Source organism: Ruegeria sp. F11 (assembly GCF_056533855.1).
The window spans coordinates 352,565-377,254 of sequence record NZ_JBQFOW010000001.1 but is presented as its reverse complement, the minus strand read 5'-3'; the positions used below and the strand labels follow the sequence as shown (position 1 = coordinate 377,254).

Annotated in this window: 28 protein-coding genes; 16 read left to right on the top strand and 12 right to left on the bottom strand. The window is 60.5% G+C overall.

What is annotated here, in order from left to right:
- The first annotated feature begins 169 nt into the window (after positions 1–169).
- From alr to ACR0NJ_RS01880, 11 genes are all read left to right on the top strand, one after another.
- Positions 170–1,204 carry an alanine racemase gene (gene alr, locus ACR0NJ_RS01930; protein WP_480815439.1) on the top strand — a complete coding sequence of 345 codons (1,035 nt, stop codon included), beginning with the start codon at positions 170–172 and terminating at the stop codon, positions 1,202–1,204.
- Complete coding sequence (locus ACR0NJ_RS01925) at positions 1,201–1,983, top strand: MlaE family ABC transporter permease (RefSeq protein ID WP_480815438.1); 783 nt, start codon at positions 1,201–1,203, stop codon at positions 1,981–1,983. The genes alr and ACR0NJ_RS01925 overlap by 4 nt, the downstream gene beginning before the upstream one ends.
- Complete coding sequence (locus tag ACR0NJ_RS01920) at positions 1,980–2,726, top strand: ABC transporter ATP-binding protein (protein ID WP_480815437.1); 747 nt, start codon at positions 1,980–1,982, stop codon at positions 2,724–2,726. Before ACR0NJ_RS01925 ends, ACR0NJ_RS01920 begins: the two co-directional genes overlap by 4 nt.
- 3 nt (positions 2,727–2,729) lie before the next feature.
- Entirely contained in the window at positions 2,730–3,173 is a 444-nt protein-coding gene (locus tag ACR0NJ_RS01915; protein WP_480815436.1) for a hypothetical protein, read from the top strand.
- A gap of 74 nt (positions 3,174–3,247) precedes the next feature.
- Entirely contained in the window at positions 3,248–3,697 is a 450-nt protein-coding gene (locus ACR0NJ_RS01910; RefSeq protein ID WP_480815435.1) for a paraquat-inducible protein A, read from the top strand.
- A gap of 148 nt (positions 3,698–3,845) precedes the next feature.
- Positions 3,846–4,628: a DNA repair protein gene (locus ACR0NJ_RS01905; protein ID WP_480815434.1), complete on the top strand. Its 783-nt coding sequence runs from the start codon at positions 3,846–3,848 to the stop codon at positions 4,626–4,628.
- A gap of 133 nt (positions 4,629–4,761) precedes the next feature.
- A complete protein-coding gene (gene radA, locus ACR0NJ_RS01900; protein ID WP_480815433.1) occupies positions 4,762–6,126 on the top strand; it encodes a DNA repair protein RadA in 1,365 nt (454 codons plus the stop codon).
- Between the two features lie 41 nt (positions 6,127–6,167).
- The gene (locus tag ACR0NJ_RS01895) at positions 6,168–6,734 is read left to right on the top strand and encodes a CvpA family protein (RefSeq protein ID WP_480815432.1); all 567 of its coding nucleotides are present in this window, start codon (positions 6,168–6,170) and stop codon (positions 6,732–6,734) included.
- Between the two features lie 489 nt (positions 6,735–7,223).
- Positions 7,224–8,747, top strand: coding sequence for an amidophosphoribosyltransferase (gene purF, locus ACR0NJ_RS01890; protein ID WP_480815431.1), 1,524 nt, complete (start codon positions 7,224–7,226; stop codon positions 8,745–8,747).
- Between the two features lie 281 nt (positions 8,748–9,028).
- Entirely contained in the window at positions 9,029–9,277 is a 249-nt protein-coding gene (locus ACR0NJ_RS01885) for a hypothetical protein (RefSeq protein ID WP_480815430.1), read from the top strand.
- Positions 9,278–9,319: 42 nt separating this feature from the next.
- The gene (locus ACR0NJ_RS01880; RefSeq protein ID WP_480815429.1) at positions 9,320–9,964 is read left to right on the top strand and encodes an SDR family NAD(P)-dependent oxidoreductase; all 645 of its coding nucleotides are present in this window, start codon (positions 9,320–9,322) and stop codon (positions 9,962–9,964) included.
- Positions 9,965–10,022: 58 nt separating this feature from the next.
- On the opposite strand, the gene ACR0NJ_RS01875 is transcribed toward ACR0NJ_RS01880, so the two are convergent.
- The 4 genes from ACR0NJ_RS01875 to ACR0NJ_RS01860 all read right to left on the bottom strand — a co-directional run bounded on the left by ACR0NJ_RS01875 (position 10,023) and on the right by ACR0NJ_RS01860 (position 12,538).
- Positions 10,023–10,865 carry an ATP-binding protein gene (locus ACR0NJ_RS01875; RefSeq protein ID WP_480815428.1) on the bottom strand — a complete coding sequence of 281 codons (843 nt, stop codon included), beginning with the start codon at positions 10,863–10,865 and terminating at the stop codon, positions 10,023–10,025.
- Between the two features lie 117 nt (positions 10,866–10,982).
- The gene (gene tatC / locus ACR0NJ_RS01870; RefSeq protein ID WP_480815427.1) at positions 10,983–11,861 is read right to left on the bottom strand and encodes a twin-arginine translocase subunit TatC; all 879 of its coding nucleotides are present in this window, start codon (positions 11,859–11,861) and stop codon (positions 10,983–10,985) included.
- Positions 11,858–12,316, bottom strand: coding sequence for a Sec-independent protein translocase protein TatB (tatB, locus tag ACR0NJ_RS01865; protein WP_480815426.1), 459 nt, complete (start codon positions 12,314–12,316; stop codon positions 11,858–11,860). The genes tatC and tatB overlap by 4 nt, the downstream gene beginning before the upstream one ends.
- A 6-nt stretch (positions 12,317–12,322) precedes the next feature.
- The gene (locus tag ACR0NJ_RS01860; RefSeq protein ID WP_117868756.1) at positions 12,323–12,538 is read right to left on the bottom strand and encodes a twin-arginine translocase TatA/TatE family subunit; all 216 of its coding nucleotides are present in this window, start codon (positions 12,536–12,538) and stop codon (positions 12,323–12,325) included.
- A 220-nt stretch (positions 12,539–12,758) separates the two neighbouring features.
- Between ACR0NJ_RS01860 and ACR0NJ_RS01855 the strand changes: the two genes are divergently transcribed.
- Both ACR0NJ_RS01855 and ACR0NJ_RS01850 read left to right on the top strand, forming a co-directional pair.
- On the top strand, positions 12,759–13,064 hold the full coding sequence (locus tag ACR0NJ_RS01855; RefSeq protein ID WP_480815425.1) for a hypothetical protein: 306 nt from the start codon (positions 12,759–12,761) through the stop codon (positions 13,062–13,064).
- A 21-nt stretch (positions 13,065–13,085) separates the two neighbouring features.
- Positions 13,086–13,757, top strand: a complete 672-nt coding sequence (locus ACR0NJ_RS01850; RefSeq protein WP_480815424.1) for a helix-turn-helix transcriptional regulator — start codon at positions 13,086–13,088, stop codon at positions 13,755–13,757.
- 61 nt (positions 13,758–13,818) lie between these two features.
- Here ACR0NJ_RS01850 and ACR0NJ_RS01845 read toward each other — a convergent pair whose 3' ends face one another.
- From ACR0NJ_RS01845 to ACR0NJ_RS01810, 8 genes are all read right to left on the bottom strand, one after another.
- Positions 13,819–14,991 carry a peptidoglycan DD-metalloendopeptidase family protein gene (locus ACR0NJ_RS01845; RefSeq protein WP_480815423.1) on the bottom strand — a complete coding sequence of 391 codons (1,173 nt, stop codon included), beginning with the start codon at positions 14,989–14,991 and terminating at the stop codon, positions 13,819–13,821.
- Between the two features lie 63 nt (positions 14,992–15,054).
- Positions 15,055–15,705, bottom strand: a complete 651-nt coding sequence (locus tag ACR0NJ_RS01840; RefSeq protein ID WP_480614631.1) for a protein-L-isoaspartate(D-aspartate) O-methyltransferase — start codon at positions 15,703–15,705, stop codon at positions 15,055–15,057.
- Positions 15,702–16,484: a 5'/3'-nucleotidase SurE gene (surE, locus tag ACR0NJ_RS01835; protein ID WP_480815422.1), complete on the bottom strand. Its 783-nt coding sequence runs from the start codon at positions 16,482–16,484 to the stop codon at positions 15,702–15,704. The genes ACR0NJ_RS01840 and surE overlap by 4 nt, the downstream gene beginning before the upstream one ends.
- A 113-nt stretch (positions 16,485–16,597) precedes the next feature.
- Entirely contained in the window at positions 16,598–17,683 is a 1,086-nt protein-coding gene (locus ACR0NJ_RS01830; protein ID WP_480815421.1) for an ABC transporter ATP-binding protein, read from the bottom strand.
- 80 nt (positions 17,684–17,763) lie between these two features.
- Positions 17,764–18,810 (bottom strand): methyltransferase domain-containing protein, encoded by a 1,047-nt coding sequence (locus tag ACR0NJ_RS01825; RefSeq protein WP_480815420.1) that lies wholly within the window; start codon positions 18,808–18,810, stop codon positions 17,764–17,766.
- A gap of 102 nt (positions 18,811–18,912) precedes the next feature.
- Positions 18,913–20,025 carry a DNA alkylation repair protein gene (locus ACR0NJ_RS01820; protein ID WP_480815419.1) on the bottom strand — a complete coding sequence of 371 codons (1,113 nt, stop codon included), beginning with the start codon at positions 20,023–20,025 and terminating at the stop codon, positions 18,913–18,915.
- A gap of 2 nt (positions 20,026–20,027) precedes the next feature.
- A complete protein-coding gene (locus ACR0NJ_RS01815; RefSeq protein ID WP_480815418.1) occupies positions 20,028–20,807 on the bottom strand; it encodes an SDR family oxidoreductase in 780 nt (259 codons plus the stop codon).
- 69 nt (positions 20,808–20,876) lie between these two features.
- On the bottom strand, positions 20,877–21,239 hold the full coding sequence (locus tag ACR0NJ_RS01810) for a SnoaL-like domain-containing protein (protein WP_480815417.1): 363 nt from the start codon (positions 21,237–21,239) through the stop codon (positions 20,877–20,879).
- 109 nt (positions 21,240–21,348) lie between these two features.
- Between ACR0NJ_RS01810 and ACR0NJ_RS01805 the strand changes: the two genes are divergently transcribed.
- Genes ACR0NJ_RS01805 through ACR0NJ_RS01795 form a run of 3 tightly spaced genes read left to right on the top strand, consistent with a single transcriptional unit; the run spans position 21,349 to position 24,684 of the window.
- Positions 21,349–22,953 (top strand): peptide chain release factor 3, encoded by a 1,605-nt coding sequence (locus tag ACR0NJ_RS01805; RefSeq protein ID WP_480815416.1) that lies wholly within the window; start codon positions 21,349–21,351, stop codon positions 22,951–22,953.
- 49 nt (positions 22,954–23,002) lie between these two features.
- Positions 23,003–23,758: a hypothetical protein gene (locus ACR0NJ_RS01800; protein ID WP_480815415.1), complete on the top strand. Its 756-nt coding sequence runs from the start codon at positions 23,003–23,005 to the stop codon at positions 23,756–23,758.
- Positions 23,755–24,684: a glycosyltransferase family 2 protein gene (locus tag ACR0NJ_RS01795; protein WP_480815414.1), complete on the top strand. Its 930-nt coding sequence runs from the start codon at positions 23,755–23,757 to the stop codon at positions 24,682–24,684. The genes ACR0NJ_RS01800 and ACR0NJ_RS01795 overlap by 4 nt, the downstream gene beginning before the upstream one ends.
- Positions 24,685–24,690: the final 6 nt, after the last annotated feature.

Genomic DNA, 24,690 nt, shown 5'->3' with positions numbered 1-24,690 from the left:
CGGACAATCCATGTACGGTTGACCCGGCGTCAGAATCTACCCGGCCGTTTCCCTGTCTGCACGAAACTTTGCGCACATCCAGCCGGAAGCCGCCTATGTCGCACAAAACTCATGCAGAATTGCCCGAAACCCTCTTGACCTGCCGCAATCCGATGTCATGAACAGGCCCATGAGTACTGCACGTTTAACGATCAATCTTCAGGCCGTTGCCAGCAACTGGCGGGCGCTGGATGCAAAGACGGATGTCGAAACCGGTGCCGTGGTCAAGGCCGATGGCTACGGCCTGGGCGCAGGGCCTGTGGCGGACGCACTGGCCGAAGAAGGCGTGCGCAAGTTCTTTGTCGCCGTCGCCGAAGAAGGGGCTGCCGTGCGCGAGGCCGTTGGCGACGGCCCGATGATCTGTGTCTTCTCCGGGCATATGGAGGGCGACACCGACCTGCTGCGCGCGCATGACCTGACGCCGCTGATCAACGCCCCCGAGCAGTTCCAGCGCCACATCGACGCCCTGCCCGACCACGCCTTCGGCATCCAACTTGACAGCGGCATGAACCGTCTGGGACTGGAACCTCAGGACTGGGCCGAACTCCGGCCCAAAGCCGAGGCGCTGAACCCGGTGATCGTGATGTCGCACCTGGCCTGCGCGGATGAGCCCGATCATCCGATGAACCGCCAGCAATTAAACACCTTCCGCGAGATGACCGATGGCGTCACCGCGCCAAGGTCTCTGGCTGCAACCGGCGGCATCCTTCTGGGCCCCGAGTTCCATTTTGACTTCTGCCGCCCTGGCGTGGGGCTCTTTGGCGGGATGCCGTTCGAAGGTGCCAAACCGGTGGTTACGGTCGACCTGCCCGTCATTCAGGTCCGCGCGCTTGAGGTTGGTGAGACCGTTGGCTACGGCAACACCTGGACCGCGCGCCGCCCCTCGCGGATCGCGACGGTGGCTGCGGGCTACGCGGACGGGCTGCATCGCGCGATTGGCGGCGGCATTGATGCCTTTGCCGGGAACAAGCCTTGCCCCGTGGTTGGCCGCATCTCGATGGACCTGATCACGGTCGATGTGACCGACCTGCCCCACGACCCTGAACGCCTGCGCATTCTGAACGGGCACCAAACTGTCGATGATCTGGCCGAGGCCGCAGGCACCATCGGGTACGAAATTCTGACCTCGCTGGGCAGCCGGTTTTCCCGGGGATACGTGGAATGAACCCCCTGGCCGTGCTGGGCGGGCTGGGTCGCGCTGTTCTGAACATCATGGCCGCCTTTGGCCGCGTAGCCCTTTTCTCGCTGGACGCGATTTCCCACATCTTCCGCCCGCCCTACTACCCGCGTGAATTTGCCGTGGCGCTGATGAATATCGGCTGGCTGTCCCTACCCGTCGTCGGCCTGACTGCCATCTTCACCGGCGGCGCGCTGGCGCTGCAGATATATGCCGGTGGTGCGCGCTTTAACGCCGAGGCTGTGGTGCCCCAGATCGTCGCCATCGGCATGGTGCGAGAGCTTGGCCCAGTGCTGGTCGGCCTGATGATCGCCGCCCGCGTGACCTCCTCGATCGCCGCCGAGATTGCGACCATGAAAGTAACCGAGCAGATCGACGCGCTGGTCACGCTGTCCACGCACCCAATGAAATACCTCACCGCGCCGCGCGTGCTGGCCGCCCTGATCACCGTGCCTGCGCTGGTCGCCATCGGAGACATCATAGGCATCGCGGGCGGTTACATGGTTGCCACTCAAAATCTGGGCTTCAACCCGGCAGCCTACCTAAAAAACACCGTCGATTTCCTTGAGACACGCGACATCGTCTCGTCGCTGGTAAAAGGGGCCGCCTTCGGCGTGATCGCCGCCATTATGGGCTGCTATTACGGCATGTCCTCGGGTCGTGGCGCGCAGGGCGTAGGCCGCGCCACCAAAGGCTCGGTCGAGGCCGCCGCCGTTCTGATCCTAGCCGCCAATTTTGTCCTCACAGGGGTGTTCTTCTCGCTATGATCCGGATGGAGAACGTACATAAGGCCTTTGACGAAAACCACGTCCTGCAGGGTATGAACCTTGAGATTCCCAAGGGTACCTCGATGGTCATCATCGGAGGCTCGGGTACGGGAAAATCGGTGGCGCTGAAATGCATCCTTGGTCTGATCAAGCCCGACAGTGGCATGATTTATGTCGACGGCAAAGACGCATCCAAAGGCGACCGCGACGCCTTTCTGGCCCGGTTCGGGATGCTGTTTCAGGGCGCGGCGCTGTTTGATTCACTGCCCGTCTGGCAAAACGTGGCCTTCCGCCTGCTGCGCGGCCCGCTGAAACGCCCGCCGGAATACGCCCGCGAAATCGCCATCGAGAAACTACGCCGCGTTGGTCTGAAATCCAACGTCGCCGACCGTTTCCCCTCGGAACTGTCGGGCGGGATGCAGAAACGCGTGGGCCTGGCCCGCGCCATCGCCGCCGAGCCCGAGATCATCTTTTTCGACGAGCCCACCACCGGGCTGGACCCGATCATGTCCGGCGTCATCAACGACCTGATCCGCGAAATCGTGACCGAGATGGGTGCCACCGCGATGACGATCACCCACGACATGAGTTCCGTCCGCGCGATTGCCGACAACGTGGCGATGCTGCATGACGGGGTGATCCAGTGGACCGGACCGGTCGGACAGATGGATGCCTCGGACGATCCGTATTTGGAGCAGTTTATCAGCGGGAGCGCAGAGGGGCCGATTGAGGCGGTGCGGTAGTTGATGCTGTCTTTTCTTCTATTCTTTGCAACTTGGTCTTACCTAATTGTAGCTTTGCAAGTGATGTCCGGCTTTCCCCCATTATACGTGCATTGGGGGGGAGCCCATCAGCGACCGGGCTATAAGAAAGATACGCTCAACTTATTTTTACCCAAAGGCTACCTACTTTTTGCAAGCTTGGGTTTAGTTGTACTGGCAGCGGCAGTCGAAATTCCAATTCTCGCTGCTGTTGCTGCAATCGCACCCGCCTATCTCGGGTTTACAGTCAGAGAATTTCTAAAAAAGGAGTGTGATCTACCCTATCCTTTAATCGATTTTGTTCGTCTTCGTTTACCGCCTTTTGGCCAAGTAACTGATCGATGGCCGATGCTCGTTTTTGATGTTTGGACTGTGGCCTTGTCTCTTGTGATCCCTGCCACCATTCTCTTTCAAGCCCACTTGCACTAGTGGCCGTTAAAAATACGCCTAACCAAACCGCCTTCGGAAAGGCCTTTAATACTGGAGAAATAGCGAATCCAAGAATGCTCCGCCTCGCCACCCTCTCCCTGCTAATCCTCTACCCCATCGCATGGTTCGCGCCGCTGATGCGCGCCGGCCTTCTGCCGATCTTCGGCCTCAGCGAAATCAGCGTCATCACCGGGCTGCAGTCCTTGTGGAAATCAGACATCTTCCTTGCGCTGGTCGTAACCCTCTTCGCCCTCGTCGCGCCCTTTATCAAAACCATCGGCACCGCCCTGATCCAATGGAACCTGCTGGACCCGCGCGTCCAGCCCGCGCTGAACATCCTTGGCAAGCTGGCGATGGCCGATATTTTCCTGATCGCGCTCTACATCACGCTGGCCAAGGGAATCTCTTACGCGACCATTGAAACCGCATGGGGGCTGTACCTGTTCACAGGCTGCATTCTGGCCTCGCTCGCCGTGGGCCATATTACAGAGATGACATTCGGATCACGAAAACCTCAGACGTGATTGATTGAAAACGCATTTCTAAGTATCATTTAGATATTTCGAGCAGCAACGTGTTTGTAGTTCACGGGTCCTCAGCGGATCGTATCGTGCTTTTTGATCGTCCGCTTTGACCCGGTTTCGTATCGGTTAAAGAAGGAGATCGACAATCATGGCCGCCCTTCACTCAGTCACATTGCAATTCCAGAATGCCTTTTTGAAACTTACATTTTTTCTGATCTGCGCCGCGGCTTTATTCGCGGTCACATCCACTCTGCTCTCGGCTTTCGGCGTCCTACCCTGGCTGTCCATGCAAGCCGGATTGGGCGGGGGTGAGGTCATTGACGCAGGCCTTTATATCCAGATTGGCCTGACCGCGCTGATCCTGATGCTGGCCTTCTACCTGCCGTCAAGCGCCCGCATGATGGCGCTGGAACGGACTCACCGGAACTTCTCGCTAAACATGCAGGACGTGGCCGGGGCCTATCAGCTTGCCCATGCCGCCGACCGCAGCGGCGCGTTTGCTCTGTCTTCTGAATTCGACGCGGTCAAGGAACGCATGGCGTTTCTGCGTGATCATCCGGATCTGCAGGGGCTTGAGCCGCAGGTGCTGGAACTGGCCGCGCAGATGAGCCAAATCAGTCAGGAACTAGCTGACACTTATGGCGACGCCAAGGTGGACCGCGCGCGCACCTTCCTGAAACAGCGGCAGGAAGAGGTTGAACAATTCCAGCACCGGATCGAAGAGGCTCAAGTCATCCAGCACGAACTGCGCCAGTGGACCCGCGATATCGAGATCGAGGAATCCATCGCCAAATCCCAACTGTCGCGCCTACGGGATGAACTGTTCGACCTGCTGCCCGAACTGTCGGCGCAACTGCAATCCCCCTCGGACGATCGCGATCCCACTGCCTCGAGCGTGGTTGCCATGACCCCGCCGCGCGCGGCCGAATAACCACCCGCCCCGGCGCGTAAGCGCCTGCCGCGGTCGACGGCCCCGCAGGGCCCGAGGCCGCGGCACGCCGCCGGCGGAGATGAACGCCCGCAAGGGCTTGAAGAACCGCCCGTCCTCGGGCACGAATTGCGCCATGGCAAAGACGACTTCTTTCTCCTGCTCGGCTTGTGGCGCAACGCATACCCGGTGGTCCGGGCGCTGCGACGCTTGCGGCGAATGGAACACCATTGTTCAGGACGTGCCGCTTTCGGCTGGCCCGGCCAAAAAATCCCTCGGTGGCAAGCGGGGCCAGCCCATCGCACTCACGGACCTGTCGACCGAGGAAACGCCCCCGCCCCGCACCCTGTGCGGGGTCGAGGAACTGGATCGTGTGCTGGGCGGCGGCCTTGTCCCCGCATCGGCCCTTTTGGTGGGCGGAGATCCCGGCATCGGCAAATCCACCCTGCTGTTGCAGGCCGCTGCGCGTTTTGCCCGGGCGGGAGTGAAAACCGTCTATGTCTCGGGCGAAGAAGCCAGCGCGCAGGTCCGCATGCGCGCCCGCCGTCTGGGGCTGGAGGACGCGCCGGTGCATCTGGCGGCCGAAACCAACCTGCGGGACATCCTGACGACGCTTGAGGCTGAAAAGCCCGGCCTCGCAATTATCGACTCAATCCAGACCATGTGGGCCGACAATGTAGACAGCGCGCCGGGCTCGGTGTCACAAGTCCGGGCCGCTGCGCATGAATTGACCACGTTTGCGAAACGACATGGCGTTTCGATTATCATGGTCGGCCATGTCACCAAAGAAGGCCAGATCGCAGGGCCGCGCGTGGTGGAACACATGGTTGACACAGTGCTCTATTTCGAGGGCGAGCGCGGGCATCAGTTCCGCATACTGCGTGCGGTCAAGAACCGCTTTGGCCCTGCCGACGAAATCGGCGTCTTCGAAATGACTGGCAAGGGACTGGCCCAAGTCACCAATCCCTCGGCCCTGTTCCTGTCGGAACGCGGCACGCCCAGCCCCGGTTCCGCCGTGTTTGCAGGCATCGAAGGCACCCGCCCCGTTCTGGTCGAATTGCAGGCACTGGTGGCCCCATCCCCCCATTCCCAACCCCGCCGAACGGTTGTTGGCTGGGACAGCGGGCGGCTCGCGATGATCCTCGCGGTGCTGGAAGCACGCTGTGGAATCCCCTTCGCGGGCCTTGATGTCTATCTAAATGTTGCCGGAGGGCTGAAGGTCAGCGAACCCGCCGCCGACCTCGCCGTGGCCGCCGCATTACTCAGCGCGCGCGAGGATACCGCCCTGCCCGCCGACACCGTCGTTTTCGGAGAAATCTCGCTATCCGGGGCACTTAGACCGGCCCCGCAGACCGAAAACAGGTTGAAAGAAGCGCAAAAACTTGGTTTCACAGCGGCAATTGCTCCGGCAGGTGGCAAAACCGGCACTGTGGCAGGTCTGACACTCACCCGACCCTCTGATTTGGTTGGGTTTGTTGGCGAAACCTTCGGAGCAGGTTAAGGTCGCGCCCTGAGGGGCAGCAAAAAGAACAGGCGAGGGCCATGGAAGGTTTTACAATTATTGACGGGGTTGTGGCCCTGATCATCGTGCTGTCAGGCATTTTGGCCTATTCGCGCGGTTTCATGCGCGAGGTTCTGGCCATCGCAGGCTGGGTCGCCGCCGCCGTTCTGGCCTTTATCTTCGCACCGCAAGCGGTTCCGTTGGTCAAAGAAATCCCGGTTGTCGGGGATTTCCTGCGCGATAGCTGCGAATTGTCGGTCATCACCGGGTTTGCTGCCGTGTTCGCGATTGCGCTGATCGTCGTCAGCATCTTCACCCCCCTGTTCTCGTCCCTTGTGCAGCGTTCGGCGCTGGGTGGGCTGGATCAGGCGCTCGGCTTTTTCTTTGGCATCGCGCGCGGTATCCTGCTGGTTGCCATTGCTTTCTTCGTCTACGACACGGTCATGACCGGCCAGTCCTACACGATTGTGGACGAAAGCCGCTCGGCCAAGGTGTTTGAACAGTTCAGCGGCAAGATCGAAGAACAGAACCCGGAAGAGGCGCTGGGCTGGGTCACAGCGCAATACGAGGAACTGGTGGCAAGCTGCACCGCAGGCGCGAACCAGTAAGCGCCCACAGCATCTCGATACGCAAAAGCCCGGTGCGATCCGGGCTTTTTCATTTCCGGTCAGACGAACCCTTCACCACCGCAAACGGTACAGCGGATGGTCTTGAGCCCAACGCACCCGTCACACCGGCTGAACAGTGGCTTGCCATAGATGTCCCGACTTTTGATAACCTCGCCCGCCCCGTTGCAGATCTGACAAGGCGCACGCCCCTGACCCCGACAGCGGTGGCACCGCCGTTTGACCGGCTCTTGCTTCTTTGACGGCGGCTTATTCTGCCACATCCCAGTCCGTTTCCTGCACCTGCGACCGGTCGTGATGACCGAACCAACGACATGACAGCACATAAGGCCACGCTTGTCATCAACCCCGACCGACAACCGGACTGGCAGAAATACCACCTGCGGCAAAACGTGAATGTGATCCTTTGATGACAGCCGCGCCAATAGGCATTATGTGGAGGCCAAACCGTCACGGAATCGGAGCCCGTACATGTGTGGGATTTTGGGGATCGCAAGCCGGACACATGATGTCTTTGCGGAAATCTATGACGGGCTGCTGATGCTGCAGCACCGGGGCCAAGATGCCTCGGGCATCGTGACCTACAACGGCGAGTTCTTCCGCGAGAAAAAAGCCAACGGTTTAGTCAAGGATGTCTTCAACGCAGGCGACGCAGAAACCCTGTTGGGTCGGGTCGGCATGGGCCATGTCCGCTATCCCACCGCAGGCTCGCTGAGCGCGGCTGAGGCACAGCCGTTTTTTGTGAACGCGCCCTACGGCATCTATTTGGTTCACAACGGCAATATCACCAACACCGAGGCGCAGCGGGAAAAAGTCACCGGCAAGTACAGCCGGCACCTGCGGACCACCTCGGATTCCGAGATTTTGCTGAACGTGCTGGCCGACAAGGTCGCCGATGCCATCAAAGTAAACGGCAATGCCGACCCGATCCGCAATATCTTTGCCGGTGTGAAGATGACGATGGAACGGGTTCAAGGTGCTTATTCAGCGATCTGCCTGATTGCTGGTGTCGGCATGCTGGCCTTCCGCGACCCCTATGGCATTCGCCCCCTTTCGGTGGCCAAGCGCGAGGCACCGGGCGACGGCGACGATTTTGCCTTCGCCTCCGAGGACGTGGCGTTCGGCATCAACGGCTTCGACAAGCTGCGCGACCTGCACCCGGGTGAAGCGATCCTGATCGACCTCGACGGCAACATGCACGAGTTCCAGGCCGTCGAAGGTAAGCTGACCCCCTGTATCTTTGAATATGTCTACCTGGCGCGTCCGGATTCGCTGCTGGATGGCGTGTCGGTCTACAAGACCCAGATGCGCATGGGGCAAACCCTGGCCAAGCAGATCAAGGACTCGGGGCTGGAGATCGACAGGATCATCCCTGTGCCCGACAGCGCCCGCCCTGTTGCGTTGGAGGCCGCCAAGATCACCGGCATCCCCTATCGCGAAGGTCTGGTCAAAAACCGCTATGTCGGGCGCACCTTCATCATGCCCGGTCAGGAAGAGCGGCAAAAATCCGTGCGCCGCAAGCTGAACGCGGTTCCGCTGGAGTTCAAAGGCCACAATGTTCTGCTGATCGACGACTCGATCGTGCGGGGCAACACGATCAAGAAGATCGTCCAGATGTGCCGCGAGGCCGGTGCCAAGAAGGTCTATATCGCCAGCGCTTCGCCGCCCGTGAAATACCCCAACGTCTACGGCATCGACATGCCCACCAAGCACGAGTTGATCGCCAACGGCAAAGAGATCGAGGAAATCCGGCAGGAACTGGGTGCCGACGCGCTGTTCTACCAGCATCTCGACGATCTGATCTGGGCCGCTAAGGAAGGCAATCCGGATATCGAGGCATTCGATTGTTCCTGTTTTGACGGCAACTACATCACCGGCAGTGTCAGCGAAGATTATCTGGACAGTCTGGAAAACAGCAGCCGGGTCAGTAAAAAGCGCGAGGACATGCAGGTTGTCGGCGGGTCGTGGAACGCGGCCAAACTGGCCTCGGGCTAAGGGCGGCTGATCGTCAATTTAGCGGCGAATCGTTGCCAGTCTGGCGGGGATGATCGGCGGTGTTTTGGGGTAGTGATCCCTCGCGATATTCGTCGATTGGTGGAATTCCGCCACAACCCAGTGATGAACCCGCCGCGATTGCAACGACTTCCTCAAACGCCTATTTCGCGCTGATGCCACGCGCAACTTGACGCCTTTCTGTCATCTCCGGGCTTTGGTATCGGGCGCGCAACTGCCACTCACTCGATAAGGGGGTTCGGGTCGGGCCCGATCCACAGAAAATGTCAAACGCCACCGTCAAAAGCGCGGCCACGCAGAAGGGCGCGCTAAAGAAGAACTCTGTCTCGGTTCTAGGGATTTTCGGCCCCAAAGCGGACCTGCACGCGCTGATGCGTATGTCCTCGGGGCGGGTGAAAAAGGTCAAGACCGGCAGCCGGGTCGCCTCGGGCAAGGTCATGGCCATTGATGAACAGGGCGTCATGCTGCGACAAAGCGGCCAGACCCTGCGGATCGCCATTCCAGGTAGCTAATCACGCCTTGACGCGTCGCGCGCGGGCGTTCAAACCGCCCTCATGACCGATCAGACCAAAATTGCCCTTATCACCGGGGCCTCTCGCGGGTTGGGCGCGGCGCTGGCCGAAGCGCTGGCACCCGAGTACCACATCGTCGCCGTCGCCCGTACCACCGGCGGGCTTGAGGAGTTGGACGACCGCATTCAGGCCAAAGGCGGTTCTGCCACACTGGCCCCGATGGACATCGCGGACCCGAACGCCATGGCGACCTTGTGCCGGGGTATCCATGACCGTTGGGGAAAGGTCGATCTGTGGCTGCACACGGCTGTCCATACCTCGGCCCTGACGCCTGTCCATTTTGTCGATCCCAAGGAATGGACCAAGGCGGTCAATATCAATGCCAATGCTACATCCGTTCTGATCCCTTACATCGCCCCTCTGCTGGGCGAGGCGGGTCATGCGGTGTTCTTTGACGATCCAAAGGCGGGTGAGAAATTCTATGGCATCTACGGCGCGACCAAGGCCGCGCAGATGGCATTGGCCCGCAGCTGGCAGGCGGAAACCGAGCGCACCGGGCCGCGCGTTTCCATCGTCGAGCCTGCGCCCATGCCAACCGCCGTGCGTGCGCGGTTTCATCCAGGCGAAGACCGTGAAGGCCTAGCCAATACTGCGGATGAGGCGGCGCGGATAGTGGCGCAGTTGTAGGAATGGCCCTTTGGGCCATGCCCCTGGCGGGGATATTTTTGGCCAGATGAAGTTCGGATCAGGCGATATGGGTACCGTTGCGCCCGGCGAGGTCGACGAAGAATTGCCAGGCGACACGGCCTGAGCGCGCGCCCCGGGTGGCCTGCCATTCGATCGCTTCGGCGCGCAGGGTGTCGGGATCGGTTTTGACGCCGTATGCGGCGCAGTAGCGGTCGATCATGGCGAGGTATTCGTCCTGATCGCAGGGGTGGAAGCCCAGCCACAGGCCGAACCGGTCGGAGAGCGAGACTTTCTCCTCAACCGCCTCGGACGGGTTGATGGCGCTTGAGCGTTCGTTTTCGATCATGTCCCGCGGCATCAGGTGGCGGCGGTTCGAGGTGGCATAAAACACCACGTTTTCGGGGCGACCTTCGATGCCGCCATCCAGCACCGCCTTGAGCGATTTGTAGTGCTGGTCATCGTGACTGAACGACAGGTCATCGCAGAACAGGATGAACCTGTGCGGCGCGGCGCGCAGGTGGTTCAGCAGGCGCGCGACCGAACCCATATCCTCGCGCTGCAACTCGACCAGTTTCAGGTCGGGATGGTCAGCTTGCAGCGTGCCGTGAACCGCCTTGACGAGGCTGGACTTGCCCATCCCGCGCGCACCCCACAGCAGCGCATTATTGGCCTTGAACCCGGCAGCGAAGCGGTGGGTGTTGTCCAGCAGCGTATCGCGGGACCGGTTGATGCCGACCAGCAGGTCCAGATCGACCCGGTTGACCTGCGCGACCGGCTCAAGACGGTCCGGTTCCACATGCCAGACAAAGGCAGAGGCCGCATTGAAATCGGGTGCTGCCAGAGGTGCCGGTGCCATACGTTCCAACGCGTCGGCGATACGGTTCAGGGCTTGGTCGTCCATTGGGGCCTCCGGCTCGTGTTTTGGCGTTCAAATCACGTTCCAACCCGCGCAACAAGGGCTGGAAACGAAAAAGGCGCGCCATCTGAAGGCGCGCCTGTTCCACTTAAGCGGTTGTTGTTACTTGTCGTCCTCGGCCTCAGCCATAAGGTCCTCATCCGCTTCGGCCTCGTCGTCATAATAACCGTCGGCGCGCAACTGTTCTTCGCGCTTTCGCTCGACGCGGGCGACGAGGAAGATCGACACTTCGTAGAGGCCGTAGACCACCACGAACAGAATGATCTGCGTAATCACATCAGGTGGCGTGACCAAAGCGGCCAGCACCAGAATGGCAACAACAGCGTATTTGCGGACCGAGCCCAGCCCCTCGGCGCTGACCAGCCCGGCCTTGCCCATCAGGGTCAACAAAACCGGCAATTGGAAACACAGACCAAAGGCCACGATGAATTTGATCGTCAGGTTCAGATATTCCTGCGCCGAGCCCTGAAACACCACGCTTAGCGGAGCGGCCGCGGCCTCATCCACCACGGCTTCGCCTTCGGCACCGAATTGCTGGAAGCCCAGGAAGAAGTCATAAGCCAGCGGCGTCACGACATAGAATGCAAAGCTGGCCCCCAACAGGAACATGAAGGGTGAGGCCAGCATGAAGGGCAGAAAGGCGTTCTTCTCGGACTTGTAAAGCCCGGGCGCCACGAAGCGCCACATCTGCATTCCGATATAGGGAAACGCCAGAATGAACCCGCCCAGCAGCGAGACCTTGATGGCGACAAAGAACCCCTCCTGCGGCGAGATGAAGATCAACCCGCAATCCTGCCCGCGATCGGCCAGAACCGCGCACAAAGGATGCGTCAGGAAGTTGAAGATCGGCGTGGCCACCGTGAAGCAGATGATCATGCCAATCAGAAAGGCCACGACGCTGTGAATCAACCGCGTGCGCAGCTCGGTCAGATGCTCGATCAAGGGGGCCGAGGTATCTTCGATCTCGTCGGTTTTGCTCATGTCTTGCTTTCAGTGTCCAGCGCGGCTTCGGCCTCTTCCGCTTTGGCCAGCGCTTCAGCAGCTTCCTTTGCCTTGCGCTCGGCTGCGGCGCGAGCAGTCGTAGCTTGAATCTTCTTGGCCTGTTCAGCCCGTTCAGCAGCCAATTTTCCGGTTTCGCTGTCAGGATCGAACTTGGTCGGGTCGATGCTTTTGGCCATATCCTGCGCTGCCTGTTTCACGCCATCCATCGCACTGCCGACGGGGTTCGCTGCCGCGTTCAAACCCTTTTTGATTTCGTTCACCCCGGCTTCATCCGCCGCCTCGTTCATCGCATTGGTGAACTCACGCGCCATACCGCGCGCCTTGCCAACAAAGCGCCCGACATTGCGGAACAGCACCGGCAGGTCCTTTGGCCCTACGACAATCAGGGCGACGATGCCGATGATCAGAAGCTCGGTCCAGCCCAGATCAAACATCTGGACTTAGACCTTATCTTTCTCGGTCTCGGGGGTGACGTCTTTGGCCAGTTCAGACGCGTCTTGCTCCAGCTCTTCCGAACCGTCTTTGACGCCTTTCTTGAACGCGGTGATGCCCTTGCCCACTTCGCCCATCAACGAGCTGATCTTGCCGCGGCCAAACAGCACCAGAACCACAACGGCGATCAGCAGCAGGCCGGGAAGGCCGATATTGTTAAGCATGTCTTATCTCCTTCTGCGTCGGCGCAGCGCGCCGGGATTATGATCTGAGCCCGTGTCTACGCCCGGACGACCGTCCGAGAAAGTGAGGCAGATCAAATCCGCGCATGAAAGTGAACGAATCGCGCGCTTTTTGCGGGCTGGCTTTTCTCAACTGACAGGTTTATGTCAGTTGATGAAGCCTATTACGACGATATCGAAACCAAGTTCAACGGAGAACCACATGACCCATGTCGCAGAAATCGTCACCTTCACCCTCGCCGAAGGCACAACCGCAGATGAGTTCGTGAAACTGAGCCAAGCGTCCGAGGGCTTTGTCCGAACGGCCCCCGGCTTTGCCCACCGCCAGCTGAGTCAGGGCACTGATGGCCGCTGGACGGATTATGTCGTCTGGGCGGATATGAAATCCGCGCAGGATGCGGCTGCTGCCTTCATGCAGCAGGAATGCGCGGCGGCGATGATGGCGGTGATCAACCCAGACAGCGTCCAGATGCGCCATGAGACTGTGCTATGGAACATGACCGCCTGATGGCGACGTGTGCGGTGTAACATGCGCCGCACGGATCGCCTGTTCGATATCATCCAGATCCTGCGCGACGGCAAACTGCACCGCGCGAAGGACATCGCGGCCCGGCTCGAAGTGTCGGTCCGCACGATCTATCGCGACATGGACACACTGGTGGCCTCGGGCGTCCCGGTCGAAGGCGAACGCGGCGTGGGCTACATGGTGCGCGAACAGATCACCCTGCCGCCGCTGAACCTGACACCCGAGGAACTCGAAGCCCTGAACCTCGGGATGGCCATCGTGGCTGAAGCAGCCGACCCCGACCTTAAAGCCGCCGCCGAGAGCCTCGCCGACAAGATCGACGCAGTACTGCCGACACAGGTGGTGGCTCAGGCTGATACATGGAAATTCGCCGTCTACCCCTTTGCCGATGTCGCCCGCGGGCTGGCTCACATGGCCCCGATCCGCGCAGCCATAAAGTCCCGCCAGAAACTGCACCTGTCCTATCGCCGGATCGACGGCGTGCTGACGGACCGAACCATCCGCCCCCTGCACATGGAATATTGGGGCCGCGTCTGGACACTGACCGCATGGTGCGAACTACGTCAGGGCTTCCGCGTCTTCCGCATCGACCTGATCGAAGACGTCACGCCCCTGCCCGAACTGTTCCAAGATGACCCCGGCAAACGTCTCAGCGACTACGACCCAAACGCGTGATCCGCCCTTCATCTGGCCAAAAATATCCCCGCCGGAGGCATGGCCCAAAGGGCCATTCTGGTCACTTCAGGTATGGCTCCGGATCAACCGATTCAAACCCCTCACGCACCTCAAAGTGGACATACGCGTTATCCCCACCCCGTAGTTGCGCAAGCTTCTGGCCGCGCCGGACCCGGTCGCCTTTCTTGACCGTGATCTCTTCGACATTGGCATAGACTGTCAGCAGATCGTTGTTGTGCTTGACCACGATTATCGGCACTTGATCCGCATCAGCGGTGATCGCTGCAACCGTCCCGGCCTCAGCCGCCTGAACAGCGGTTCCGGGCGAGGCTGCGATGTCGATCCCTTCGTTCTTGCCCTTGTCATAGGTCCGAATGATACGCCCCGTCACCGGCAAAGACAGCGCCGAAGAACTGGAGTTGCTGGGTGCCTCAGCCGTCACATCAGGCGGCTCGGCCAGCGGTGCCACATTTTCATCCGGCAAGGGCTGCGTCGCACTTGGCGGCGTGGGCGTCGGCGACCCTTGGCCCGGTTGCGTCACATTTGTCGCCGGCTCAGCCGGAGCGGCGGCTGCCGTCTGGCGCGGTGCGGACTGGTTCTTGACCGGGATCAGAAGGAACTGACCTTCGCGGATGGCGAAATCCGGACCCAGCCCGTTCCATTCGGCCAGCGATTCCACCGGCACCTGATACAAGCGCGAAACCGTATAGGCCGTTTCGCCGCGCTTGACCTTGTGCCGGACCGGCTCGGGGCCAACCGGCGCAGGGGCCGGTGCGGGCGCAGTTCTGGCGGGTTCCAGCGTCGTGGTCTGAACCCCTCCGGACGCTGGGGCCTGATCAATTGCCGCCCCCGCAACGGCAGCAATGTCGACACCACTGCCAGCACCAACCGAACGTGGCAAGGCGACGATTTCACCCTCTCGTAGCTTGTCAGTCGGCTGCAGCCCGTTGAACCTTGCCAATTCACCTTCGGGCAAGCCGACGCGGGCGGCCACATCGCTGACCTTGTCGCCCCGCTGGGCTACGGCCACCTGATAGCTCGGATAAGAGATCACCCCACGCCCGTCCGGGGTCGGGCGGCTGGTGGTTGCGGATTGCGCCGCGTCGGTGGTCGAAAACCCGCCGACCTGACCGCGCAGGTCATAGTCCAACGGCCCCTCGCACCCGGCCAATATGGCCAGGGCTGCCACCCCGGTCGCACAGCGGCGCATCGCTGATTTAGAAACTGCTTTCATAACGTCTGCCCTCAACACCTGCCCCTGTTTTCCGGGGTTCCGGTGACTAAATCGTAAAGCCTGTTACGTTTCATCCTTCCCGAGCCCCTCAATCAGAGGCACGAAACGAACTGCCGTCAATTCGTCGTAGTCCAGACCATCCTCGGTACGCGTCACCTTGATCAACTGCTGCACCGCATCCGACTGTCCCACGGGTAAGACCATAATACCCCCGATTTTAAGCTGCGCCAAGAGCGGTCCCGGCGGATCTTCGGCGGCGGCGGTCACAATGATCCGATCAAACGGCGCTTGCTCCGGCAAACCGAACGAGCCATCGGACAGCATTGCCGTGACATTGGTTAGCCCTAACTCGCGAAACAGCTTGCCGGTTTCGTTGACCAGCCGCCTGTGGCGTTCGACCGTATAGACCCGGCGCGCCAGCTTGGACAGGATCGCCGCCTGATAGCCCGACCCGGTGCCGACCTCCAACACCGTGTCCCGGGGGCGCACGTCCAGCGCCTGTGTCATCAATCCAACGACGGAAGGCTGGCTGATCGTCTGCCCGCAGGCAATCGGCAGTGGCATATCCTCATAGGCGCGGTCCGCGAACAGGCCAGTGACGAAGCGGCCGCGATCGACCTGCTCCATCGCCTCAAGAACGCGCGCGTCCCGGACGCCGCGCTTGCGCAGGGCGAACAGGAACTGCATGACGATTTCTGGATCGAGCCCGCTCATTCGATTGACTTCAACGCCCCCAGCACATCATGCGCCGTCAGATCGGCCCGCATCGGCGTGACCGAGATATAGCCTTCCAGATTCACCGCCGCATCCGTTCCCGGGGCGGTCGGGTTGTGCTGATAGCCGCCCTTGATCCACAGGAACCGCCGACCCGAGGGCGAGCTGTGCGGCTCGACCGAGAAATGCGTGTCCTTGCGAAACCCTTGCGGCGCAACGCGGGTGCCCAGGACTTCATCTGCGGGGACAGGTGGGAAATTCACGTTATAGAACAGGCGGTAATCGCCCTGCTCTGCCGGGGTCGCATCCAGAATGCGGCGCACCAGATCGGCCCCGAACCGGGCGGCGGATTCGAACGGGTCTTCCAGACCCAGATTGCGCGGGCCGAAATACTGCGACAGGGCTATGGCAGGAATGCCCTGCAACGCAGCCTCCATCGCGCCGCCAATTGTCCCGGAATAGAGCGTATTTTCAGCCGAGTTATTCCCCCGGTTGACCCCTGATAACACAAGATCGGGCGGGCAATCGGTCATCACGTCATGCAGGCCAGCCAGCACGCAATCGGCCGGAGAGCCCTCGGCGGCAAAGCGGCGCTCATCCAGCTTCGCGATCATCATCGGGCGGGTGTAGCTGATGCAATGCCCGACACCGGATTGCTCGAACGCAGGCGCGACGACCCAGACCTCGCCATCCGGACCGGCCAGCTCGGCGGCAATCGCCTCAAGCGTGATCAAGCCCGGGGCGTTGATCCCGTCATCATTGGTCAGAAGAATACGCATGTGCCCGCTTTACCCCCACGTTTGGCCCTTGATAGACCCGCCCCCGCGCTGCGGCAAGCGACGCAACAGCGCTATCTGCGGCATTCCCGCACCACTCGGGCGGAAATTATCGCTCAGACAGGGAAGACAAAGCAGCGATCGCGGCGAATGGTCAGCCACATGACCCGCCCCGGCCCCGGCACAAAGACATTTGGCACGGTCGCTTTCAGGATTGATCCGTCATAATCCATGCGGAACTCGACCAAGCTTTCATTGCCGAGGAAGCGCGCGCGTTCGACGACACCCCGTGCCGCCACCCCGTCGGTTGGCGTTGGCAAAGGCCCCTTGCCGTTGCGGTCAAAGTCCAGCTTGACGTGCTGGGGCCGAAAAACGATCTCAACATCCGTTCCGTCCGGATAGCCCGGCGCCAAAAACTGGCCAAAAGGTGTCTGGGCCAACGCCCCATTCACTTGCGCCTGCAACACATTGACATCACTGAAAAACGCAACCGCAGCCTTATCCGCCGGGCGGGTATAGACATTGTACGGAGCCCCCTGCTGCACGATCTTGCCGCGCCGCATCAGGGCGATTTCGTCGGCCATGCGCATCGCCTCTTCCGGTTCATGCGTGACCAGAAGAACGGCAGCGTCTTCTTCCTTGAGGATCGCCAGCGTCTCATCCCGGATGCCATCGCGCAGGCGGTTGTCGAGGCCCGAGAACGGCTCATCCATCAGCATGATCCGCGGGCGCGGGGCCAATGCGCGGGCCAGCGCGACCCGCTGCTGCTCGCCCCCTGACAACTGATGCGGGAAGCCGTCGATGAAGCGCATCAGGTCGACTTTTCTCAGCAACTCCTCGACCCGCGCGCGTTTCTCGTCCTTGCTGCCCCGCAGCCCGAAGGCCACGTTGTTGGCGACGCTCAGATGCGGGAACAAAGCAAAGTCCTGAAACATCAGGCCAATCTCGCGCCGTTCGGGCGGCACCCGAAACACCGTGTCGCAGATCAGTTTGCCGTCGACGTAAATCTCGCCCGAGTCCTGCATCTCGACCCCGGCGATCATGCGCAGGGTCGTGGACTTGCCGCAACCGGACGGCCCCAAAAGGCACGTTACCCGCCCCGCCTGAACCGTCAGCGAGACGTCATCCACCACAAGCCGCCCCTCGAACCGGCGGATAATATTGCGAATTTCCAGACGAGGAGGAGTTACGTCTACTGTCACCGATGGGCCCCATTGCCTTTCCCGATTGATTTCATCGGGCTTGGGCGGGGATAGCAACCCCGCCCGTCAGGCGCAAGTGATCAGCAGCATCCGCCCGTGGCAGGCACGCCCGTAGCTTCAAACGGGCTTTCCCCGCCGCAGCCTTCGAAAATACCGTAATGGGTCGAGAAATCGCCGATAAAGTCGAAATGCCGAGCAAAACGGGTGTTGTTCAGCATCATCCAAGTGTTGCCGCAGACTGGAAACACCTTGCCCGTTTCGATCAGATGATGATCGTCCAACACAAATTCGTGCGGCGCGTTCGGAACGGTGCCTTTGTAGATCACGGCCTGACCGTAATCCTCGCAGGCTGGTTCCAGTTCGGGCAGTTTGAACAAACGATAGGTTGCCGACAGGAAGCTCAGCGGCGCGACGCGTTCTTCCAATACCGGATTTTCAATGGTCAGCGGGCGGTGCGTCACCCGGCGCGGGTCGCCGAACCCGGCTGCGCGCGACATGGACAGGAAATCGTTCCAATAGAGCGCACCGGACAGGCATTCACCGTACAAAATCTCATCCTCGGCCATCGCTTTCGGCACCCGGCGGTCTGCGTAGACGTCCGAGAAATACATCTCTCCCCCGTCCTTCAACAGCCGATGCGCCCCGCGCAGAACGGCGGCTTTGTCGGTGGCAAGGTTTATGACGCAGTTCGACACGATGATATCGAAGCTGCCCGGCTCAAGGTCCAACTCGTCCAACTTTTCGATATAGCCGTAGTGGAATTCAACATTGCTGGCAGAATGCCCAAAGGCCTGCGCGTGATAGTCCTGATGCGCGCAGGCGACATTGAGTTGTTCGGGCGTCATATCCACCCCGACAACGCGGCCCGTTTCCCCGACCATCGCCGACAGAGCATAAACATCCCGGCCCGCGCCGCAGCCCAGATCGAGGATATGCATCCCCTCAAGATCCAGCGGCGCAATCAGGCCGCAGCCGTAATAGCGGGTCAGCACATCATCATGGATTTTGGACAGGATTTTCTTGACATGATCAGGCATGTCATCGGGCGTACAGCACGCATTTGTCTGCAGGTCCGCGCTGCTTTGCAGGACTTCGCCATAGTAATTCTGCACCGATTCATGCTTCATCGCAGACTTCCTTCCCTATATCCTGAACCGCAGCTAATGCAGAGCGCCCATCTTCGCAATGCGGCGATAGGAACTTTGACAAAAGCGTGAGCGGCCCGGCGCTTATTCCAGCAACTCAAAGTCGACGCTGGCCCGCACCTTGCCGTTGACCTGAATGTCCAGCTTATGCGCCCCCGGCACCAGTTTGAACGTGGTCGCATTGGCTTTTAGCTTGTGCTTCTTGTCCAACTGCAAAGCACCACCTTTCAGAACTGCCTGTTTCAGCTTGTGTACTTTGGCTGAGGTCTTCCCGCCAGGACGCTGAAAGTGAATGATATAATCCACCAGAACCGGCTGGGCATCCGCCCCTTGCAGTGAGACCGAAAATTCCAGCGCGTCGCCGATGCGGGCATCCCTCGCAATCTTTACGGCCACCTCCATCTCAGCGTCCGGATCATAGCCCAGCATCTTCATCGCGTCCGGATGCCCGGCCTTGACCAGACCGCGCAGGGTGTGGGAGGTCATCCAATCCAGCTCATCCGGAGTCTGTCGCCCCTCGCTGTGCCACGCCTGCAGGCGGTTCAAAACAAGATCAGGGTCTTTCTTGGTGATATCGTTCAGATGGTTCGCCACTGATCGCGTCACATATCGGGTCCGGTCGCTGTGCAACCGATCCAGTAAGGGCAACGGGTCCGACACCCCCAACCCAACCGCCTGCCCCCATGGTAGACGCGGCCGCGTGCCTTCGCTGACCAGCCGGCGCACGTGGTAGCTGTCATGGGTGCACCAGGCCTGCATCCGGTCCAGCACCAGATCGGGCCAGCGGTTCAGAAACGGGCGGATTGCCCATTCCATCGAAAAGCGCTGCGTTAGTTCCTCAAGAGCATCCAGCGCCTGTTCGGGTTGTTCGATGCCAACCGTTGCCACCCATTCCCCCAAAGGCGCGAAGATGAAATCGCCGAAATCATCATCCGTTTTGCCAGGGTCCAAGGGAGGCGGCAGAGCCTTAAGCATCACTGGCGCGACTTGCGGCAACTCTCCCGGAAGGACCTCCTGCAGGCACTCGGCGATCCACGCGATCCGCTCTTTCAACTCAAGGTCCAACAGGCGAGACATGACACGTGCCTGAAACGCTTCCGCGTCGAAGGATGGGTCGGCCTTTGCAAACAGACCAGCCAGATAGCGCGTCTTGTCCGCGTTAAACAGCTGATCCTTTAGAGAAAAACCCTGAGCCATCGCTACATCGTCAGATTGGTCGCGCCACCATCCAACAGGATATTCTGCCCGACGATAAACCCGGCCTGTAGCGAGCACAAAAACGCGCAGGCCGCGCCAAACTCTTGCCGCGTACCGTAGCGCCGCGCTGGAATGGTTGCGGCCCGTTCCGCCCGCGCATCCTCGACCGAGATGTTTTTCTGCAACGAGACGGCCCCGTCCAAGGCATCCGCCCGGTCGGTGGCATGAATACCCGGCAGCAGGTTGTTGATCGTCACCCCATGCGGCGCAACCTGCCGCGAGGTCCCGGCCACATACCCGGTCAGCCCGGTCCGCGCGGCATTCGACAGGCCAAGCACCGCAATCGGCGCGCGCACGGATTGCGAGGTGATATTGACCACCCGGCCCCAACCCTTATCCATCATCCCCGGCAGCAGCGCCTTCATGAACGCAATCGGCGTCAGCATGTTGGCATCCAGCGCCTTGATGAAATCGTCCCGCTCCCAGTCCGACCACATCCCCGGAGGCGGTCCGCCCGCATTTGTAACAAGGATATCAACACCCTGCGCGGCACTTATCACCTGAGCTTGACCGTCAACCGAGGTCACATCACAAGCCACGGTCTGCACATCAACGCCATGGTCCGAGCGCAGGCGCGCGGCCTCACCCTCCAACGTCTCGGCCCCGCGCGCATTCATCACCAGATCAACGCCCACCGCCGCCAAGGCTTCAGCACAGCCCAGCCCCAGCCCCTTGCTGCTGGCACAGACCAGCGCGCGCTTTCCGCGAATTCCCAAATCCATTCTGATCCTCCCTGTCCTTGCCACACATCTAGCACCGGCCCGGCAAGGAAGACCAGAATTCAGGCTGCGTCAGTAAAAGAACTCTTCCCGGACGATCTTACCGTCGGCAACGTGATAGACGCCAACCTCTTTCATATCAAAGCTCTCGCCGCTTTCCTTCACTTTACCTTGCACCTCGAAGATCACGGCAAAGCGGTCTTCACCATGCGGGAACGGATCGCTGACAGAAGCACCAGAGACTTCGTGCGCGCCTTCCCACCATTCGTGTTTGCCCCGGATCGCGTCGCGGCCATGCGTCTCGCGGCCCATACCCTCGAAATCCTGCGCCTCGACCGAAACAGCATCCGCGGCATAGAGTTTCTCGAGGTTCTCCTTGGCGCGATCTTCGCGGCAGCCTGCGACGAGCTCGTCTGCAATCTCTTTCAAATTCATCGGTCCACTCCACTATTTGTTCACTATATGTTCTTATAGCCACATCGACATGATTCGAACCACCCCCTTTGTCTTGCCTCGGCGGGTTTCCCCGCCTATACGCGCGAATATGCTTGATACCTCGAACCAACCCTCTCTACCGCCCGAGATTGCGCGGCGCCGGACATTCGCCATCATCTCGCACCCGGATGCGGGCAAGACGACGCTGACGGAAAAGTTCCTGCTATATGGCGGTGCGATCCAGATGGCCGGTCAGGTGCGCGCCAAGGGTGAGGCACGGCGCACGCGCTCGGACTTCATGCAGATGGAGAAGGATCGGGGCATCTCGGTTTCCGCCTCGGCGATGTCGTTCGACTATGGGAACTTCCGGTTCAATCTGGTGGATACACCCGGTCACTCGGACTTCTCCGAAGACACCTATCGCACGCTGACCGCCGTGGATGCCGCCGTGATGGTGATTGACGGCGCGAAGGGTGTGGAAAGCCAGACGCAGAAACTGTTCGAGGTTTGTCGCCTGCGCGATCTGCCCATTCTGACCTTCTGTAACAAGATGGACCGCGAAAGCCGCGATACGTTCGAGATCATCGACGAAATTCAGGAAATGTTGGCCATCGACGTCACGCCCGCCGCGTGGCCGATTGGCGTGGGGCGCGATTTCATCGGCTGCTATGACATGCTGCGCGACCGGCTGGAACTGATGGATCGCGCTGACCGCAACAAGGTGGCCGAAAGCATAGAAATCAATGGCTTGGACGATCCGAAACTGGCCGAACACGTCCCCGAACACCTGCTGGACAAGCTGCTGGAAGAGGTCGAGATGGCCCGCGAATTGCTGCCCAAGCTGGACCCACAAGCGGTGCTCGAGGGGCACATGACCCCGATCTGGTTCGGCTCGGCGATCAACTCGTTCGGCGTCAAGGAACTGATGGAGGGCATTGGCGCATACGGCCCGCAGCCGCAGGTCCAGTCCGCCGAACCCCGTCAGATTGCGCCCGATGAAAAGAAGGTCGCCGGTTTTGTCTTCAAGGTGCAGGCCAATATGGACCCCAAGCACCGCGACCGGGTGGCCTTCGTGCGCATGGCCTCGGGCCATTTCAAGCGCGGCATGAAGCTGACCCATGTGCGCACGAAAAAGCCGATGGCGATCTCGAACCCGGTGCTGTTTCTGGCATCCGACCGAGAATTGGCCGAAGAGGCTTGGGCGGGCGACATCATCGGCATCCCAAACCACGGCCAGCTGCGCATCGGCGACACGCTGACCGAAGGCGAGGCAATCCGGGTCAAGGGCATCCCGTCCTTCGCGCCGGAATTGTTGCAAGGGGTGCGGGCTGGTGATCCGATGAAGGCCAAGCATCTGGAAAAAGCCCTGATGCAATTTGCCGAGGAAGGCGCGGCCAAAGTGTTCAAACCCTCGATCGGCTCGGGCTTTATCGTCGGCGTTGTCGGTGCGCTGCAATTCGAGGTGCTCGCCAGCCGGATCGAGATGGAATACGGCCTGCCCGTGCGGTTCGAGGCCTCGCAATTCACCAGCGCCCGCTGGGTCAGCGGCGAAAAGGCCGAGGTCGACAAATTCGTCAACGCCAACAAGCAGCACATCGCCCATGACCACGACGGCGACATCGTCTATTTGACCCGCCTGCAATGGGACATTGACCGAGTGATCCGCGACTATCCGGCGCTGAACCTCACCGCCACGAAAGAGATGATGACGTGAGGCAACTGGTCGATTGCACAGCCGGACTCGGCTGTGCAACTCTGCGCGCATGAGCGAGGATGATCTGACCTTTTCCGGCGGCCTGCCCGACATGCTGGACAGCTATGAGAACCGGCGCAGCCCGTTTGAATTCGGCACCGACTCGCTGCCCCCGTTAGACGCCGATCTTGCCACACTGACCCAGCACCTTGTTCCGGACAGCGCAACCCAATTGCCCGAGGTAGAAGAAAGAACCTCGTGGGACCGTAAACGCGCACAAATCGCCAAGGAATTCATCGGTAACTCCGAACTGGCCTTTCTCAACGCCCAACTGATCGCGAACCTGCGCAAACGGTCCTACCCGCGCCATGCGCCCGAGTTGTTCTGCCGCCTCTGGGCTGAGCAATCCGACCACCTGTTATCGGCGCTGGACCTGCGCTGGCTAGTGTCCTCGGTCCAGACTTTTGCCGACCATGGTCAAACGCCGACGCAACGCGAGACCGGGCACGCCCTGCGGGTCTTGTTCGGCATGATGAAGCTGTATGAATTTGAGCGTTTGTTCTCTGGGATCGCACCAGAAACACCGTTCAGATTTCGCAACAAAGTCGGGGCGGACCTGCCCTATGAAATGCGGTCTTTCTCGCTGGAACGGGGCGGTCTGGCCGTCACCGTGATTGCGCCGATCTGGACCAAGGCACTGACCGACCCGACGATTGCGCCGCTGGTTGATCACCTCATGACCGAGTTGAACAAGGACCCCGGCAGCGTGTTCCGCCGCCTGAAACGGATGCGCGACATACGCCTCGCCCGGCAAGCGCGCGCATGACAACCTGGGGTATCGTCTCCATGGTCCGGGGCGAGACCCGGGATATTCTGGGCTTCGCGGCGCATCATCTCGATCTGGGCGCGGACTTTATGTACATCTACATGGACGAACCCAACCGCCGCGCGTTTCGGGCGCTCAGGCAGCATCCGAACGTCAGGGTTCGTATATGCGACGAGGCGTTCTGGCAGAAACGTAAACGCAACCGGCCAGACAAACACCAGATCCGCCAGACCGTTCACGCCACGTTTGCCTATCGCAACACCGGCCTGGACTGGCTGGCTCATATCGACGTGGACGAGTTCCTCTGGTCGACCGAGCCCATCGCGGACCTGTTGAATTCTGTCCCTGAAAAAGTCCCCGCCGTCCGGGTCCGCCCGATGGAGGCGATGGCGGGCGGCGAGGACCTCTACAAAGCCCACATTCCCGCCGGATCCGACCGCGAGGCGCTGGTTCAGGAGATCTACCCAAACTACGGCGGGTTCGTTCTGGGCGGGTTTCTGAGCCACGTGCAGGGCAAGCTGATCGTCCGCACCGGGATGGAGAACCTGAACTTTCGCATCCATAACCTGTTCCAGAACAAACAGCTTTTGCCCTGCAAGTTCGAACTGCCGGAGCTGGAGCTATGCCATCGCCACGCACCGGATTGGGACCACTGGCTGGCCAATTACCGATTCCGGATGGAGCGGGGCTCGTATCAGGCCGGAAACTCGCCCAACGCTCCGCGCGAACTGGGTGGGCTGACCAAGCATGAACTGCACAGCTGGATCGAGGGCGAACACGGCAGCGAAGGCCTGCGCCGCTTTTTCGATGAGATGAGCGGTGCTGATCCGGATGTTCGCGCCCGGCTGCAAGCGCATGGGCTGATCCGGCACCGCCCCCTGAATCTGGACGAAAAGATCGCGAAACACTTTCCCGGAAGCTGCTGAATTGTT

Bases quoted from the DNA above. Each gene is read 5' to 3' on its own strand.
- ACR0NJ_RS01810 (WP_480815417.1), bottom strand. From the start codon at position 21,239: ATGAATTTGAAAGAGATTGCAGACGAGCTCGTCGCAGGCTGCCGCGAA.
- ACR0NJ_RS01875 (WP_480815428.1), bottom strand. From the start codon at position 10,865: ATGGACGACCAAGCCCTGAACCGTATCGCCGACGCGTTGGAACGTATG.
- ACR0NJ_RS01915 (WP_480815436.1), top strand. From the start codon at position 2,730: ATGCTGTCTTTTCTTCTATTCTTTGCAACTTGGTCTTACCTAATTGTA.
- ACR0NJ_RS01855 (WP_480815425.1), top strand. From the start codon at position 12,759: ATGACCCATGTCGCAGAAATCGTCACCTTCACCCTCGCCGAAGGCACA.
- ACR0NJ_RS01820 (WP_480815419.1), bottom strand. From the start codon at position 20,025: ATGGCTCAGGGTTTTTCTCTAAAGGATCAGCTGTTTAACGCGGACAAG.
- ACR0NJ_RS01805 (WP_480815416.1), top strand. From the start codon at position 21,349: ATGCTTGATACCTCGAACCAACCCTCTCTACCGCCCGAGATTGCGCGG.
- ACR0NJ_RS01860 (WP_117868756.1), bottom strand. From the start codon at position 12,538: ATGCTTAACAATATCGGCCTTCCCGGCCTGCTGCTGATCGCCGTTGTG.
- alr (WP_480815439.1), top strand. From the start codon at position 170: ATGAGTACTGCACGTTTAACGATCAATCTTCAGGCCGTTGCCAGCAAC.
- purF (WP_480815431.1), top strand. From the start codon at position 7,224: ATGTGTGGGATTTTGGGGATCGCAAGCCGGACACATGATGTCTTTGCG.
- ACR0NJ_RS01845 (WP_480815423.1), bottom strand. From the start codon at position 14,991: ATGAAAGCAGTTTCTAAATCAGCGATGCGCCGCTGTGCGACCGGGGTG.
- radA (WP_480815433.1), top strand. From the start codon at position 4,762: ATGGCAAAGACGACTTCTTTCTCCTGCTCGGCTTGTGGCGCAACGCAT.
- ACR0NJ_RS01895 (WP_480815432.1), top strand. From the start codon at position 6,168: ATGGAAGGTTTTACAATTATTGACGGGGTTGTGGCCCTGATCATCGTG.
- ACR0NJ_RS01905 (WP_480815434.1), top strand. From the start codon at position 3,846: ATGGCCGCCCTTCACTCAGTCACATTGCAATTCCAGAATGCCTTTTTG.
- ACR0NJ_RS01880 (WP_480815429.1), top strand. From the start codon at position 9,320: ATGACCGATCAGACCAAAATTGCCCTTATCACCGGGGCCTCTCGCGGG.
- ACR0NJ_RS01825 (WP_480815420.1), bottom strand. From the start codon at position 18,810: ATGAAGCATGAATCGGTGCAGAATTACTATGGCGAAGTCCTGCAAAGC.
- ACR0NJ_RS01910 (WP_480815435.1), top strand. From the start codon at position 3,248: ATGCTCCGCCTCGCCACCCTCTCCCTGCTAATCCTCTACCCCATCGCA.
- ACR0NJ_RS01840 (WP_480614631.1), bottom strand. From the start codon at position 15,705: ATGAGCGGGCTCGATCCAGAAATCGTCATGCAGTTCCTGTTCGCCCTG.
- ACR0NJ_RS01925 (WP_480815438.1), top strand. From the start codon at position 1,201: ATGAACCCCCTGGCCGTGCTGGGCGGGCTGGGTCGCGCTGTTCTGAAC.
- ACR0NJ_RS01800 (WP_480815415.1), top strand. From the start codon at position 23,003: ATGAGCGAGGATGATCTGACCTTTTCCGGCGGCCTGCCCGACATGCTG.
- ACR0NJ_RS01815 (WP_480815418.1), bottom strand. From the start codon at position 20,807: ATGGATTTGGGAATTCGCGGAAAGCGCGCGCTGGTCTGTGCCAGCAGC.
- tatC (WP_480815427.1), bottom strand. From the start codon at position 11,861: ATGAGCAAAACCGACGAGATCGAAGATACCTCGGCCCCCTTGATCGAG.
- ACR0NJ_RS01885 (WP_480815430.1), top strand. From the start codon at position 9,029: ATGTCAAACGCCACCGTCAAAAGCGCGGCCACGCAGAAGGGCGCGCTA.
- ACR0NJ_RS01850 (WP_480815424.1), top strand. From the start codon at position 13,086: ATGCGCCGCACGGATCGCCTGTTCGATATCATCCAGATCCTGCGCGAC.
- surE (WP_480815422.1), bottom strand. From the start codon at position 16,484: ATGCGTATTCTTCTGACCAATGATGACGGGATCAACGCCCCGGGCTTG.
- tatB (WP_480815426.1), bottom strand. From the start codon at position 12,316: ATGTTTGATCTGGGCTGGACCGAGCTTCTGATCATCGGCATCGTCGCC.
- ACR0NJ_RS01920 (WP_480815437.1), top strand. From the start codon at position 1,980: ATGATCCGGATGGAGAACGTACATAAGGCCTTTGACGAAAACCACGTC.
- ACR0NJ_RS01795 (WP_480815414.1), top strand. From the start codon at position 23,755: ATGACAACCTGGGGTATCGTCTCCATGGTCCGGGGCGAGACCCGGGAT.